Source organism: Paenibacillus sp. SORGH_AS_0306 (assembly GCF_030819345.1).
Classification (GTDB): Bacteria; Bacillota; Bacilli; order Paenibacillales; family Paenibacillaceae; genus Saccharibacillus; species Saccharibacillus kyungheensis.
On record NZ_JAUTBP010000001.1, the window covers coordinates 575,514 to 591,675 of the forward strand.

The 16,162-nt window shown below is 40.8% G+C and carries 10 protein-coding genes and 2 other annotated features; of the genes, 9 read left to right on the top strand and 1 reads right to left on the bottom strand.

The features are described from left to right. The first annotated feature begins 23 nt into the window (after window positions 1-23). The 9 genes from gltB to QE450_RS02410 all read left to right on the top strand — a co-directional run bounded on the left by gltB (window position 24) and on the right by QE450_RS02410 (window position 13,820). Window positions 24-4,625 (top strand): glutamate synthase large subunit, encoded by a 4,602-nt coding sequence (gene gltB / locus QE450_RS02370; protein WP_273615259.1) that lies wholly within the window; start codon window positions 24-26, stop codon window positions 4,623-4,625. Window positions 4,626-4,903: 278 nt separating this feature from the next. Next, window positions 4,904-5,860, top strand: a complete 957-nt coding sequence (locus QE450_RS02375; protein WP_307302562.1) for an ABC transporter ATP-binding protein — start codon at window positions 4,904-4,906, stop codon at window positions 5,858-5,860. Continuing rightward, on the top strand, window positions 5,857-6,546 hold the full coding sequence (locus QE450_RS02380; RefSeq protein WP_307296560.1) for an ABC transporter permease: 690 nt from the start codon (window positions 5,857-5,859) through the stop codon (window positions 6,544-6,546). Before QE450_RS02375 ends, QE450_RS02380 begins: the two co-directional genes overlap by 4 nt. A 309-nt stretch (window positions 6,547-6,855) precedes the next feature. Next, window positions 6,856-8,286 carry a cardiolipin synthase gene (gene cls, locus QE450_RS02385; RefSeq protein WP_273615261.1) on the top strand — a complete coding sequence of 477 codons (1,431 nt, stop codon included), beginning with the start codon at window positions 6,856-6,858 and terminating at the stop codon, window positions 8,284-8,286. A gap of 160 nt (window positions 8,287-8,446) precedes the next feature. Continuing rightward, complete coding sequence (tsaE, locus tag QE450_RS02390) at window positions 8,447-8,944, top strand: tRNA (adenosine(37)-N6)-threonylcarbamoyltransferase complex ATPase subunit type 1 TsaE (RefSeq protein WP_307296563.1); 498 nt, start codon at window positions 8,447-8,449, stop codon at window positions 8,942-8,944. Further along, window positions 8,941-9,777 (top strand): tRNA (adenosine(37)-N6)-threonylcarbamoyltransferase complex dimerization subunit type 1 TsaB, encoded by an 837-nt coding sequence (gene tsaB, locus QE450_RS02395; RefSeq protein ID WP_307296567.1) that lies wholly within the window; start codon window positions 8,941-8,943, stop codon window positions 9,775-9,777. The genes tsaE and tsaB overlap by 4 nt, the downstream gene beginning before the upstream one ends. A 15-nt stretch (window positions 9,778-9,792) precedes the next feature. Then, window positions 9,793-10,299, top strand: a complete 507-nt coding sequence (gene rimI / locus QE450_RS02400; RefSeq protein WP_273615264.1) for a ribosomal protein S18-alanine N-acetyltransferase — start codon at window positions 9,793-9,795, stop codon at window positions 10,297-10,299. 2 nt (window positions 10,300-10,301) lie between these two features. After that, the gene (gene tsaD / locus QE450_RS02405) at window positions 10,302-11,381 is read left to right on the top strand and encodes a tRNA (adenosine(37)-N6)-threonylcarbamoyltransferase complex transferase subunit TsaD (RefSeq protein WP_307296570.1); all 1,080 of its coding nucleotides are present in this window, start codon (window positions 10,302-10,304) and stop codon (window positions 11,379-11,381) included. A 63-nt stretch (window positions 11,382-11,444) separates the two neighbouring features. Continuing rightward, window positions 11,445-11,732: a binding site (T-box leader), on the top strand. A 102-nt stretch (window positions 11,733-11,834) separates the two neighbouring features. Continuing rightward, window positions 11,835-12,121, top strand: a binding site (T-box leader). Between the two features lie 94 nt (window positions 12,122-12,215). Continuing rightward, the gene (locus QE450_RS02410) at window positions 12,216-13,820 is read left to right on the top strand and encodes a 2-isopropylmalate synthase (RefSeq protein ID WP_307296572.1); all 1,605 of its coding nucleotides are present in this window, start codon (window positions 12,216-12,218) and stop codon (window positions 13,818-13,820) included. A 323-nt stretch (window positions 13,821-14,143) separates the two neighbouring features. Here QE450_RS02410 and QE450_RS02415 read toward each other — a convergent pair whose 3' ends face one another. Continuing rightward, a complete protein-coding gene (locus tag QE450_RS02415; protein ID WP_307296576.1) occupies window positions 14,144-16,087 on the bottom strand; it encodes an ABC-F family ATP-binding cassette domain-containing protein in 1,944 nt (647 codons plus the stop codon). Between the last annotated feature and the right edge of the window lie 75 nt (window positions 16,088-16,162).

The window sequence follows — 16,162 nt, forward strand, 5'->3', positions numbered from 1 at the left end:
TCATAATAGAAAGGTTGCGTATTATGAACATTACTGGTTTGCCTCCAAAACAGGGGCTTTATGATCCTCAATTTGAAAAAGATGCTTGTGGTATGGGTTTTACTGCACACATCAAAGGAACACCGAGTCACCAGATCGTTAGCCAGGCGCTGACAATGCTTGAAAATATGGAGCATCGTGGCGGTCAGGGTAGCGAGCCAAATTCCGGTGACGGAGCCGGTATTATGGTGCAGATTCCTCATCGTTTTTTTGTTAAAGAAGCAAAAGCACTTGATTTTGAATTGCCTGAAAAAGGTCAGTATGGTGTAGCGATGGTGTTCCTCTCCCGTGATGAAGAACTACGTAACCGTCATGAAGACATGCTGAAAGACATTATTGCGCAAGAAGGACAAGTTCTTCTTGGTGTACGTACTGTGCCTACAGATGACAGTACACTTGGCAAATCGGCAAAAGATGCGAAGCCAGTCGTTCGCCAATTTTTTATTGGACGTAGCTCAGAGTTACAGTCTCAAGATGAATTATCGTTTGAACGTAAATTATATGTGATTCGCCGCTTAGCAGAACGTCATATTCGCTTTGCAAGTGAACCGGGTGGAGAAACATTCTATATCCCAAGTTTGTCTTGTCGCAAAGTGGTCTACAAAGGAATGTTAACCACGATTCAAGTAGGCGAGTTTTATTTGGATCTACGCAATGAAGAGTTTGAATCTGTAATGGCATTGGTTCACTCTCGCTTTAGTACCAATACATTTCCAAGTTGGGATCGTGCTCACCCTTATCGTTTTATGATTCACAACGGTGAGATCAACACGATGCGTGGAAATGTAAACTGGATGCATGCTCGTCAATCGCTCTTTGAGAGTGAAGTATTCGGTGATGATATTGACAAAATTCGTCCGGTTATCAATCCAGATGGATCTGATACAGCGATGTTTGATAATACGTTAGAGTTCTTGTATTTGAATGGACGTTCATTGCCACATGTTGCTATGATGATGGTTCCTGAACCATGGAGTAACCACGACAGCATGGATGCGAAGAAAAAAGCATTTTATGAATATCATAGTTGTCTAATGGAACCATGGGATGGCCCAGCAGCAATGGCATTTACCGATGGAATTCAGATCGGAGCGACACTTGACCGTAACGGTCTACGTCCAGCACGTTATTATGTTACTAAAGACGACCGTATTATTTTGTCTTCGGAAGTAGGCGTACTGGATATTCCAGCAGAAGATATTCTGTACAAAGACCGCCTACGTCCAGGACGTATGTTGCTGGTAGATACAGCAGAAGGTCGTATTATTTCAGACGAAGAAATCAAAGATAAAATTGCTTCTGAACAACCGTATGGCGAATGGCTTGAAGAGCATTTGATGAATCTGGATGAGATTCCAGACGCACCAGAAGCGATTCAACCGGATCATAGCAATATTGAGCAATTGCAATTATCGTTCGGGTATACATTTGAAGAGTTGCGTAAAGTGCTAGAGCCTATGGCATCTACAGGTGCTGAAGCGATTGGTTCAATGGGTTATGATGCACCGCTTGCGGTACTGTCTGATCGTCCGCAACGACTATTCAATTATTTCAAGCAGATGTTTGCACAGGTAACCAATCCTCCGATCGATTCGATTCGTGAAGAGATTGTAACGTCAACAGCAACATCGATTGGACCGGAACGCAATTTATTAGATCCACAACCAGAAAGTTGCCGTCAGATTATTTTGAATACACCGGTATTGTCGAATGAAGATTTTGCCAAAATCCGTCATGTTCGTCGTCCTGGATTCAAAGCGATGACTATTCCTATTTTCTATACAGCAGCAGAAGGTGCAGAAGGATTACGTAAAGCATTAGACAATCTATGTGCAGCAGCAGATCGTGTTATTCGTAAAGGTCATAATTTCTTGATTCTTTCCGATCGTGGTGTAGATAAAGAAAATGCAGCTATTCCTTCATTGCTTGCTGTCGCTTGTTTGCATCACCATTTGATTCGTCAAGGAACAAGAACGAAAGTCAGTTTGTTGCTTGAATCTGGTGAACCTCGTGATGTGCATCATTTTGCTTTGTTATTAGGTTACGGTATTAGTGCTGTCAATCCGTATCTGGTATTTGAATCGTTGCAAGATATGATCAAACAAGGATTACTACGTGGAATTTCACATGAAAAAGCTGTGAAAAACTATGTTAAAGGTGTTACCAAAGGCGTAACTAAAATTCTGTCTAAAATGGGTATTTCGACGATTCAATCTTATCGTGGCGCACAGATTTTTGAAGCTGTAGGATTGAAGCAAGATTTTGTCGATCAATACTTTACCTGGACCGCTTCTCGTATTGGCGGTATTGGTTTGGAAGAAGTTGCAGCCGAAAGTCTATCTCAGCATAATCGTGCGTTTACAGACAAAGATGGCAATGACAAAGTACTCGATTCAGGTGGAGATTATCAATGGCGTAATGACGGGGAGAAACATTTATTCAACCCGCAAACGATCCATTTATTACAACATGCTGTACGTACGGGCGATTATAAATTGTACAAAAAATATGCAGCACTGGTTGAAGGTGAAAATGAGCAACGTCTGACATTGCGTTCGATGCTCAAATTCAAACCAAATGGCGCACCTATTCCTTTGGAAGAAGTAGAGCCACTGGAATCGATCTTCAAGCGCTTCAAAACAGGTGCGATGTCGTTCGGTTCGATCAGTCAAGAAGCTCATGAAAGTCTGGCTATTGCGATGAACCGTATCGGTGGGAAAAGTAACACCGGTGAAGGCGGCGAAGATCCTGCACGCTTTGTTCCAGACGCAAATGGAGATTCACGTCGTAGTGCAATCAAACAGGTGGCTTCTGGACGCTTTGGTGTTACATCGAATTATCTGGTCAATGCCGATGAAATTCAGATCAAAATGGCGCAGGGTGCGAAGCCGGGCGAAGGTGGACAATTACCAGGACGTAAAGTGTACCCGTGGGTTGCTGAAGTTCGGGGTTCTACACCGGGTGTAGGTCTGATTTCACCACCACCGCATCATGATATTTATTCGATTGAAGATTTGGCTGAATTGATCTATGATCTCAAAAATTCAAATCCACGCGCAGATATCAATGTAAAATTGGTAGCTGAAGTAGGGGTAGGTACGATCGCAGCAGGTGTTGCTAAAGGTCGTGCAGATATTATTTTGGTAAGTGGTTATGATGGCGGTACAGGTGCATCTCCACAAGGATCTATTCGTCATGCAGGCTTGCCGTGGGAACTCGGTCTAGCGGAGACACAACAAACATTGATTATGAACAATCTTCGTGATCGTGTTGTGTTGGAGACCGATGGTAAAATGCTAAGCGGACGTGATCTAGCGGTAGCTGCTCTATTGGGCGCAGAAGAATATGGTTTCTCTACAGCACCACTTGTAGCATTAGGCTGTATTATGATGCGTGTCTGTCAGATGGATACTTGTCCTGTAGGTGTAGCGACACAGAATCCAGAGCTTCGTAAAAACTTTACAGGTGATCCTGATCATGTTGTAAACTTTATGAAATTTGTAGCTGAAGATTTCCGCGAAATTATGGCTGAACTTGGTTTCCGTACTGTTCAAGAAATGGTAGGACGTATGGATTGTCTGGACGCTGTCGATGCGGCAGAACACTGGAAGAAAAAAGGTCTGGATCTATCTGTATTGCTTCATGAGCCTAAGCTTGCAGAAGGTAGTGAACGCTACAGAATCCAAAGACAAAATCACCAACTGGAAGAGACATTGGATATGCAACAATTGGTTCCACTGGCAACTCCAGCTCTTGAAAATGGTACGCGTGTAGAAGCTGACCTTGCGATCTGTAACGTGAACCGGGCGACAGGTACTATTTTAGGTAGCGAGATCACACGTAAATATGGCGCAGCAGGTTTACCGGAAGATACAATCACATTTAACTTCAAAGGATCAGCAGGTCAGAGCTTTGGCGCATTTGTTCCTAAAGGAATGACGCTCAAAGTAGAAGGCGACTGTAATGACTATGTAGGTAAAGGATTGTCTGGTGGTAAATTAGTTGTTCGTCCAGATGCCAAAGCTACATTTGTAGCAGAAGATAATATCATTATCGGAAATACGGCTCTGTATGGCGCTACAAGCGGTCAAGCGTATATTAATGGTATCGCTGGTGAGCGATTTGCTGTACGTAACTCTGGCGCAAATGTAGTCGTTGAAGGCGTAGGAGATCATGGTTGTGAATATATGACGGGTGGTCGGGTTGTTGTTCTAGGCAGTACAGGACGTAACTTTGCAGCAGGGATGTCTGGCGGTATTGCTTATGTGCTTGATCCAGATCGTAGCTTTGTAGAGCGTTGTAATCTTGAAATGGTTCTACTTGAATCGATTGAAGATGCAGCTGAACTGGAAGAAGTACGATCTCTGATCGAACGTCATGTGGAGTATACGGGTAGCCAAGCAGGACAACGTGTATTGCAAGACTGGAATCAACAATCTCAAGACTTTGTACGTGTTATCCCTAAAGACTACAAACGGATGACCGAGCAAATTCAAAAAGTTCACGATACAGGTCTAACAGGCGAAGCAGCATTACTTGCAGCCTTTGAAGCCAATATGCGTGAACTGGCACGTTCCGGTGCGTAGTATGTTAGCATCATTGGGATGGTTGTTAGCCCTTTTCGATGTTATAGAATAGAAAAGGATTAAAGCATCTCAAGTAATGGTTATCTAAATAATGGATTGAAGAACCTGTTGTTACTGGAATATTCCAGTCAACAGGTTCTTTTTTTATGTCTAGCTTGAACTATGATACACTGGGTAAAAGATGGAGCACGTATCCATTATTGAGATTGATACATAGAGCAGGAGGAAAACAGATGGAATCCAATTCCGATACAATCATGTCTTCTACAGAACAGCATATGAAAGAACCACTCACAGACACCAAAGTCCCTTATGCAGCAGGTCATCTACCTGTAGTTCAATTTGTCAATGTAAGTAAAGTGATCGGTGGCAAAACGTTAATCGATCATTTGACTCTGGATATTCCAGCAGGTAAAGTATTTGGATTTCTAGGCCCTAACGGTGCAGGGAAAACGACGACGATCCGTATGATGGTAGGGCTGATGAGCATTACAGAAGGGGATATTTTGATCGAAGGTCAAAGTATTCGTACTCATTTTGAAGAAGCTATTGCCAAAGTGGGCGCGATTGTCGAAAATCCCGAAATGTACAAGTATATGACAGGTAGACAGAATCTAATGCAATATGCTCGTATGTCGCCTGGTGTAGATCCAGCGCGAATTGATGAGGTAATTCAATTTGTCGGCTTAACAGAACGTATTCATGAAAAAGTAAGCACCTATTCACTAGGTATGCGCCAGCGTCTAGGAGTCGCACAAGCATTGCTACACCGTCCCAAGTTATTAATTCTGGATGAGCCTACCAATGGACTTGATCCGCAGGGTATACGAGAGCTACGAGATTATTTACGTGCGTTGACTCGTGAACAAGGAACGACTGTGTTTGTATCCAGTCATTTGCTTGCTGAAATGGAATTGATGTGTGATGCGATTGCTGTGATTGATGGCGGGAAATTAATCGATGTACGTGAACTTCATACGACTCAAGAAGCAGAAGCGGATCTGATAGCGAAAGTAACCGTTGTATTTGAACTGGATCAACCTGAATTAGCAGCTCAATTAGCGTCAGCCGGCAAAGTGGAAGGTAGTACATGGACGATTGAAGCAGATCGCCAAGAAGTAGCACGACTGAATACGTTATTTGTGCAAAATGGTATAGCTGTGTATTCGATTCGTCCGATCAAACGTAGCTTAGAAGATCAATTCTTAGAATTGACGCGAGGAGGACAATTATGATGAATTTCTGGAGACTGGTACATAATGAAAATCTCAAAATTGTACTTAAAAAGTCAACATGGATTTTGAGCATTTTAATGATTATCGGTTCACCGATTGTGCCGATTTTTCTTAAAATCGTAGATGTTCCTTTTACAGCATCAGGTGTACTATATCAGTCATTTATTTTGTATTTTATTGTTATTATGTTGTCGCTGATTATTGCTTCCGAATCAGTATCAAGTGAATTTTCAAGAGGAACGATTAAGCTGTTATTGATTCGTCCATGGGATCGTTGGAAAATTTTACTATCTAAATATATTGCTGTGATTTTATTTTCGTTAGTAGCTACAATTCTATTTGTTATTTTGAATATGATTTTTGCTTATATTTTATTTCCAACGACAGGCAGTAGCATTTTATCAGGGCCTACACCTGATCTTTTACTGACGATTGTATATAATTATATTCGCGCTTTAGTGTTAATTACTGTTGCCTTTATGCTGTCTTCGTTATTCCGTTCTACAGCGTTAGCGATTATGATTTCAATTTTGTTGTATTTCTCTGGCGGAACATTGAATGGTATTTTCCGACTATTCCTTGAGCCGGAAGATCGTGGAGTTGTGAAATATTTACTGTCTACGAATTTGGATCTGACACAGTATATTTTAATTCACCTACAGGCACATTTGGTGTCACCTCATTAGGATTCTCTTTAGGTGTATTGCTTGTGTATATGATCGTGTTTATCGCAATAACATGGTTTTCTTTTGTCAAAAGAGATGTTCGAGCTTAAACGCTATCACATGATCATAAGATACGCGCTATTCTTCTGCGGAAGAGTAGCGTTTTTTGATATGGTAATAATTACATTTAAATGAATGAATCAACTTATAGTGAGTTGGTTATAAGGATAGAGGAAGTGATTAACCTATAACAGTGAATCTAAAGGATATTGTAGTTTCGCTGATAGATAATAGGTTTTCAAGAAAAGTGGTATAGAAAGGAAGCCTCATATGATTTGGATTGTACTGATTTGCCTTATTTTTATTTTTCAAACAGGGATTATATTGATTCTTGAGTTTCGTCGTCCATCCAAAGCAGTTGCGTGGATGTTTATTTCATATTGTGTTCCCTTTTTAGGATTTGTACTTTATTATTTTGTAGCTCGTAATTATCGGATTCGTCGTACGATTCGCAAAAAAGGAACGATTATTTTCCGTGAAGTTCGTCATCGTCTATGGAGACAATCTCATGTGATACGTCATGCACAAGATATGGGCAATCCGAAATTTGAAAACGAAGAGCGTTTATTCGGATTATTGTCTCATTTAACTGAAAATCCGATCACTGCTTGTAATGATATTAAAGTGCTGACAGATGGAAAAGTTACTTTTTCAGCTATGTTGCGAGCGTTAGAGCAAGCAGAGCATCATATCCATATTCAGTTTTATATTTTTCGAGATGATATGATAGGCAAAGAATTTACCGAGATTCTAATCCGCAAAGCACAAGCAGGAGTCAAAGTTAGAATGTTATGTGATGGATTAGGAAGTTATCATTTGAAATACAAATTTGTGCGTCAGTTAAAAGCCGCAGGGATTGAATTTTATTTCTTTTTACCTCCGTTTACTTCGTTTATTCAGCGTGAAGTCAATTATCGTAATCATCGCAAAATTTTGGTGATTGATGGTGAAGTAGGATTTATGGGTGGATTAAATATAGGGGATGATTATCTGGGTTATGATCCTAAGCTTGGATACTGGCGAGATACTCATCTGGAGACACGCGGAGATATTGTTTACTTTTTGCAAACCGTATTTCTAGAAGATTGGGAATTTGCTTCAGGGCAACGAATCACAGATTCGATTTATTTTCCAAAACATCAATGTGCAGGTAATGAACGTGCATTAATTGTATCCAGTGGACCTGATCGGAACTGGGATGCTATTCAAGAGTTATGTTTTAGTGCAATTGCTGTAGCGAAGCAACGTATTTGTATTACCACGCCTTATTTTATTCCAGACGCAGGTATCTATACTGCACTCAAAACAGCCGCTGTTAGTGGTGTACAGGTCGATATTATTATTCCTAAAGTATCTGATTCACAGGTTGTACATTATGCGTCACTATCGTATATGCAAGAATTGATGCGTGCAGGAGTACGTATTCATCAATATGAAAAAGGATTTGTCCATGCTAAAGTGATGGTCATTGATGATCTATTGGCTTCAGTAGGTACGGCTAATATGGATATGCGTAGTTTTTATAGCAATTTCGAATTAGTTGCTGTGTTGGCAGAGCAGTCTACGATTGAGCGGTTGATGGAAGATTTTGAACGTGATCTGGAACATAGTCGTCTTTTGAATTATGAGCAATTTATCAAGCGATCTCGTATGCAAAAAACGATGGAGACGTTATCACGAATGTTGTCACCCCTTTTATAAAATAGCACCTATCTATCCACTTGCATGTTTCTGCAACAGTCTGTGATCTTAACAAGGAACTGGCTCAAGAATATGGTATAATCGCTCTATCAAAAGATTTGGCAAACGATACGTATTAGGTATAGATGATCTGTCGGTTGCCCTTTTAATGGAGGAACACATGTCTGAACGATTACCTGCAATATCATATACATTTATAAGCAAAAGCTTGGAAGATACCGATCAATTGGCTGCTTTTTTAGCAAAACGTTCTGCACCAGGCACGATCATTACGCTAGATGGAGATTTGGGTGCAGGCAAAACGCATTTTTCTAAATCATTTGCTTCTTATCTAGGTGTGACTGCTTTGGTGAATAGCCCCACATTTACGATTATTAAGGAATATGAAGGACGTATGCCTTTTTATCATATGGATGTATACCGGATTAGTGAAGATGAAGCGGCTGATCTGGGGTTAGATGAATACTTTTATGGACAGGGTGCTACACTGGTTGAATGGGCAAGTATTATTCCTGACTTGGTGCCAGCCCAGCGTTTGCAGATTGAGATTACAGTCAACGAAGACGATACACGCAAGTTCATCTGTACAGGTTATGGAGAGCCTTATTCAGCATGGTGTCGTGAGTTAATACAGAATGGAGTTAGTGACAATCAATGAGTGAAATCAACGAACAGCCGCGCAAGCGGTTTTTGGTTTTGGATACATCTACAGCTGCTCAGAATGTAGCTGTAATGCAAGACAACACAGTACTTGTAGCTGAAAATAGTTATGCCGATCGTAATCATTCGGTAGGTCTGGTCAATGGAATCCAGAAGCTAATGGAACAGTCCAACACAGCACGCAATGAATTAACAGGTATTGCTGTAGGTGTAGGCCCTGGTTCATATACCGGTATCCGAATTGCAGTAACGACAGCCAAAACATTAGCATGGACATTAAATATTCCAGTAGTAGGCTTTTCCAGCCTAGCAGCACTGGCTTGGAGCGGATATCAAGAATACATTAATACAACATCAGCAGATTCAGCTTCAACAACAGATGAGGCAGAATCAACATTCTGGATTATTCCATTGATGGATGGTCGTCGTGCTCAAGTATATACGTCGTTATTTGAGTTTCGAGCTAATCACATCACTGAGACAGAGCAGACTCTATCTTTGCCCCATCGTTTAGAAGAGGATCGCATCATGCTAATGGATCACTGGATGAATCAAATAGCAGAGCAATATCAGGCGTTATCTGAACAAGAGCGCCCGGATCATATTTTGATCGTAGGTGAAACACCGAATCATCAAGAACGAGCAGAGCAACTACGAGATATAGTAAAAGGCAGATTAACTATAGTAGAGTGTGGATTGGATGCAGGTTGTGCAGGAGAAATAGGAGCAAGTCTTCTTTTCACTGAAACATATAATGAGACGCATCATCTATTGCCTAATTACACACAGTTGTCAGAAGCAGAAGCGAATTTGCTACGCCAATCGAAATAGAAAGGAAGTGTGCTCATGGCATTATTGTACGAGCAGAATCAACAGCAACCTGTGCTACGTAAAATGACGATTGACGATATTCCAGAAGTGATGGAGATTGAACATGAAGCGTTCACACTGCCCTGGACAGAAGAAGCGTTCCGCAATGAATTGACGATGAACCATTTTGCCCGTTATATGGTTATGGTGATCGATGGACGCACGATCGGTTATGCAGGCATGTGGACGATTATGGATGAAGCGCATGTGACTAATATTGCAATTCGAGAAGCCTATCGTGGACGCAAACTGGGTGAAGGATTGTTAATTGAACTGATGAACTGGGCGCTAGAATTAGGCATGATACGTATGACGCTTGAAGTACGTGTCTCTAATGAGATTGCTCAGCAATTATATATGAAGCTTGGATTTACCAATGCAGGTATTCGCAAAGGATATTATTCTGATAATAATGAAGATGCCATGATTATGTGGTGTGAGCTATCAGACGCGCAAGATCAGTTGGAAGGAAGCGTGGAATAAACATGATGCAACAAGATAGACAAAGTGAAGGATGCCATATTCTAGCGATAGAGACGAGCTGTGACGAGACGTCAGTGTCTATTGTGCGAGATGGTAAAATCGTGCTGTCCAATCTCGTATCAAGTCAGATTGAGACGCACAAAGCGTTTGGCGGTGTTGTACCGGAGGTAGCCTCACGTAAGCATGTGGAAAGTATCACATTGATGATCGAAGAAGCGATCAACGAATCGGGCGTATCGTTACAAGACATTTCTGCTATCGCTGTTACACAAGGACCTGGCCTGGTAGGCGCATTATTAGTAGGGATTATGGCGGCGAAAAGTTTAGCATTTGCGCTGGACAAACCATTAATCGGAACACATCATATCGCAGGGCATATTTATGCTAACAATTTAACCGCAGATATTCAGTATCCTTCGATGGCGCTGGTTGTATCCGGTGGACATACAGAGTTGGTGTTATTACAATCAGAAGGTCAATTTGAATTGATCGGTAGCACACGTGATGATGCTGTAGGTGAAGCTTACGACAAAGTAGCTCGTGCTTTGGGATTCCCTTATCCTGGTGGCCCGTATGTAGATAACCTGGCGATGGAAGCAGGATCGGCAGTGACTTTGCCACGAGTATGGTTAGAAGCAGATTCATATGATTTCAGTCTTAGTGGATTGAAGTCGGCTGTACTTAATGTAGTCAATCAGAAAAAGATGCGTGGCGAAGAACCGATGATAGGCGAGATTGCACGTGGATTTCAAGAATCAGTGGTTGAAGTATTGGTGGAAAAAGCAGTACGCGCTGTCAAACAGTATGGAGCCAAGCAGTTGTTATTGTGCGGCGGTGTAGCTGTGAATCGTGGACTACGAGCGAATCTAACCGAGCGTTGTGAAAAGGAACAGATTCAGTTATTGATCCCACCATTTGAATATTGTACAGACAATGCAGCTATGATCGGAGCGGCTGCGTATCTGAAATGGAAACATCAACAATTTACTGCATTAGATATGAAAGCAGAACCTTCCTTTTCGCTTGAAAAATGGTCAGTTACGTATCAACCTGTTCCACAAACAGAAAATAGTATTGACTAATACAATTCTTGCTTTTATAATACCAATAATTCGTTATCTATAATGAACTTCATCTTAAATAGAATAAACGCTTGGAACGGGATTAGTAGGGAGATTAGTCTGAATCCAGAGAGCTGCGGGATGGTGCAACGCAGTATGAAGGCAGCCCTGAACTCACCCGGGAGCGGAATGATGGAAAGTCTAGCAAGTAGACAGGTACATCATTACGGTTGACCCCCGTCATCGGATACCATTAAACGTGTATTTCATATAATGCATTTTAATGGATAAAGCGGGACGCCGTTTTGAATGATTCTAATCAGCGTCCAATAAGAGTGGTACCGCGAAGGTAAATCAACCGTCGTCTCTTTTACAGAGATGGCGGTTTTTTGGTATTTTCGTAAAAGGATATTATCGCTCTATTGGAATAGATAACGAATGTGAATTCACAAATATGCTTATAATATCATATACACACACGCAAAGAACAGGAGTAGTAAAAAGAAAGCTACCACAATCAGAGAGTTGCGGGAAGGTGCGACGCAATAAGGTAGGCCGTCTTTTGAACTCGCCTGGGAGCGGAAGTAGGGAACATGATTATAGATGTAATCATTGTACTTACTTACGGGTCATTCCCGTCATCCAATGCTGACAAGTACAAATCCTTTTTATCTATGTACATGGACTTGTTCAGATCAAGCGGGAATCAAGACGATTCCAACAAGAGTGGTACCGCGACAGCATAGTCTGGCGTCTCTTACATTAGTGAAAGATGTTAGGCTTTTTTTGTATTCTTTTTTCTTAAAATGTATGTATCAATGTACGCAAAAAAAACAATTCGGGAGCGTGAATGTGATGAGTCAAATCAATCAGCCAAACTATAAAAAGATTACTATTTTGGATACCACTTTGCGTGATGGAGAACAAGCACCGGGAGCGACACTACAATGGAATCAGAAAATAACATTGGCAGAACGACTACAAGCATTAGGTGTAGATGTGATAGAACCTGGTTTTCCTATTTCCAGTCCAGGAGAGTTCGAAGCAGTACAGAAAATAGCTAGAACATTTCAGCAATTTGAGATTTGTGGATTTGCACGAGCAGTAAAAATCGATATCGAAGCCGCCGCCAAAGCAACAGAAGATGCTGTTAATCGCAGAATCCACTTATTTTTATCTTCTTCCGATATCCATTTGCAACATCAATTACGCAAAACAAGAGCAGAGACCGTGCAGATTGCACATGATATGGTGTCTTTTGCCAAGCAGTTTACAGATCGTGTGCAATTTACAGCGATGGATGCTTCTCGAACAGCTATTGATGATCTGATAGAAATGGTAGAGGTTGCTATTGCCGCAGGTGCTACTATTATTAATTTGCCTGACACCGTGGGGTATGCTTTACCCGACGAATACGGACAGATGTTTAGAGCGGTTCGTCAAGGAGCACGAGGAGCCAATAATGTTCAATTGAGTGCACACTGTCATAATGATCTAGGATTAGCAGTAGCAAATAGTCTAGCAGCTATTCAAGCAGGCGCAGATCAAGTAGAAGTCACTGTTAATGGAGTCGGTGAACGTACAGGTAACTGTGCATTGGAAGAATTAGTTATGGCAATAGAAACGCGCCGTAATAGTCTGGATGTAACAACGAATATACGCTCAAATGCATTATATGAGATTTCCCATGAGGTTAGTCGAGCGATGAGATTTCCAGTAGCATATAACAAGCCAGTAATCGGTAGAAATGCATTCCGGCACGAATCAGGAATTCATCAGGATGGATTGTTAAAAGATCTATCGACTTATGAAATTATGAGTCCAGAACGATTAGGCATTCCGCGTACTATGATTATATTAGGGAAGCATTCAGGTAGACATGCTCTATCTAATCGTCTAGCACAATATGATATTTATCCTGAAGAACAACAACTTCAGCAATGGTATGAAGATTTTAAAAAATACGCAGATCACAAGCATCATGTGACAGATGAAGAGCTATTAATGTTGACAGGAAATTCAACTGCAATTACGCAGTCTCAACTTTCGATTGCGGATATTCAGTGGAATGCTCATTCAGATGGAACGATAGCCTCCAAAGTTATTCTTAACAGCCATAATCATCAATATACAACTCAATCGAGCGCTATTGGAACGATGCAATCAATTATGAATAGTATTCAACAAGCAATTCAGCAATATATCGAACAAGAGATCATAGAACGCACAGAAGGTGAAATAGAAGGTATACAATTGGAAGATATGGAAATGCAATCGTTCTATACAAACGGAGTAGCATACACAGATGCTGTGGCAACAATCTGTTACCAGAAACAAACATTCCGTGGTACGGCTTCTGGACAAGATTCGTTGCAAACCGCAGCTGTTGCTTTTGTATCTGCATGTAATCAGGCGTTTACAGAAACCGTTAGAATGAAGAGCGATTTGTCAAGATGTTAACAAAGTTATCCACATATCCCCCACAAAGTGTGCATAAGTACAAAATAAGTGATTATACGAAGCTTTTTCAAAATCATGAAATAGGGGATATGTTTATCACCTTATTTGCTCAAAATCTGTGGATAATGTGCATAACTCGGTGGATAAATATGGATATGGACAGAAAATAGTATAATAACAGTGAAAAATGACCCTTATGGGTCATTTTTTATAGTGAATAAATCGTTATTTTTGTGGATAACTTTGTTCGTAAACTTTTTTACTTGATTTTAATAAATGTTTTGATCTTTTACAATTCCGTGTACAAGTATTGACAAAATAGCTTATGATTCTACAGCTAATGTCTCCCACTCTTCATAAGCGTGTTCCAAAGACTGTTGCAAATCAGCAATTTCTGCTTGATGTTTTTGTACTTGTTCATAGTCTTGGTAGACTTCAGGTAGCGTCAATTGTTGCTCTAATTCACCGATACGTTCTTCCCAATCTGCGATTTCTTTTTCCAATTGTTCTGTACGGCGTTGACGGTTACGTTCGTCTCGTTTGGCTTGTTTGCTTTCTTCATAAGAGTTAGCAACAGATTCTTCAGGAGTAGCTGTTGAAGTCGAATTATTTTTCGATTGTAGCAACGCATTTTCTGTCGCTATTTCAAGTAATTCTTGCTTTTTGATTAAATAATCATCGAAATTACCCAGATAAGCAGTTAAGCCTTCCGGTCGAAGTTCTAAGATTCGTTCAGCCATTTTATTTAAAAAGTACCGATCATGCGAAATAAATAGTAGGGTGCCTTCATAATCCATCAATGCTGATTCCAATACTTCTTTACTCATCAAATCGAGATGGTTGGTCGGTTCATCCAGAATCAACATATTTGCATCAAGCAACATCAACTTGGTTAAAGACACTCTCGCTTTTTCGCCGCCGCTAAGTGCAGATATTTTTTTGAGTACATCTTCACCGCTAAATAAGAAGTTACCCAGCACTGTACGAATACGCACTTCTTCTAGATGCGAGAAACTACTCCATACTTCTTCAAGTACTGTATTATTTGGATTCAGATGACCTTGTTCTTGATCATAATAACCGATTTTTACTTTGGCTCCCCATTCAATCTTGCCTGTATCAGGTTCATGTTCATCAATAAGTGCTTTGAGCATAGTTGTTTTGCCTGTTCCGTTAGGTCCGATAAGTGCAACCATATCTCCACGTCTTAATTCAAATGAAATCGGCTCAAATAACTTCTGCTTATCTTCATAAGACAACGTAAGCTGATGGACACGCAATACTTCTTTACCAGAGACTACAGAGACACCGAATGAGAAGTTAGCTTTTTTGAGATCACCAGCAGGGCGATCCAATCGATCCATTTTATCGAGTGCTTTACGACGGCTTTGAGCACGTTTGGTGGTAGAAGCTCTTACAATATTTTTCTGCACAAAAGCTTCCATACGAGCAATCTCGCCTTGTTGCTTATCGAATTGCTTCATAGCTGTTTCGTATTCAGCAGCTTTGATATCAATATAGCGACTGTAGTTACCGGTATAACGTTTGGAACGATGACGTTCGATCTCAACAATCGTTGTAACTAAGCGATCTAGAAAATAACGGTCATGCGATACAACCACTAATGAGCCAGAATAACCGCGTAAATAATCTTCTAGCCATGTTAATGTATCAATATCCAGATGGTTGGTCGGTTCATCCAACATTAATAGATCAGGCGCTTGTAGAAGAATACGGGCTAAAGCAAGTCTTGTTTTCTGACCGCCACTTAACGTATCAATAGTAGTATCTTGGGAAAAGTCACCAAAACCCATACCATGTAAAATACTGCGAATACGAGTATCCATTTCATATCCACCTTGTTCGCGGAACCATTCCGAGCGTTCAGCATAGCGGGCAAGTAGATCGGCATATCCTTTATCATCTTCCATCATAGCAGGATCAGCAATCTGCTGTTCCATTGTCCGTAATTCTTGTTCGGTATCGATCAAGTTCGCATACACAGAACGCATTTCTTCACCGATCGTACTCCCGTGATGCAATCCGCTATTTTGCGCTAGATAACCAAGCGTCATCTCTTTGTTGCGGAAAATCTGTCCACTATCATAAGACATTTCACCAGCAATAATTTTGAGCAACGTGGATTTGCCTGCGCCATTGACTCCAACAAGACCGATCCGTTCTCTTTCTTCGACTTGTAGATTTAAGCCTTCCAAAATAGGGGTGATTCCATATCGTTTTGTAATTCCATTTGCTTGCAGTAACATTGACTTATCGAGCCTCCACATCATCTATATAATGGACAATCATATATTTGTATAAAAAGAGTTATTGTATTTAGT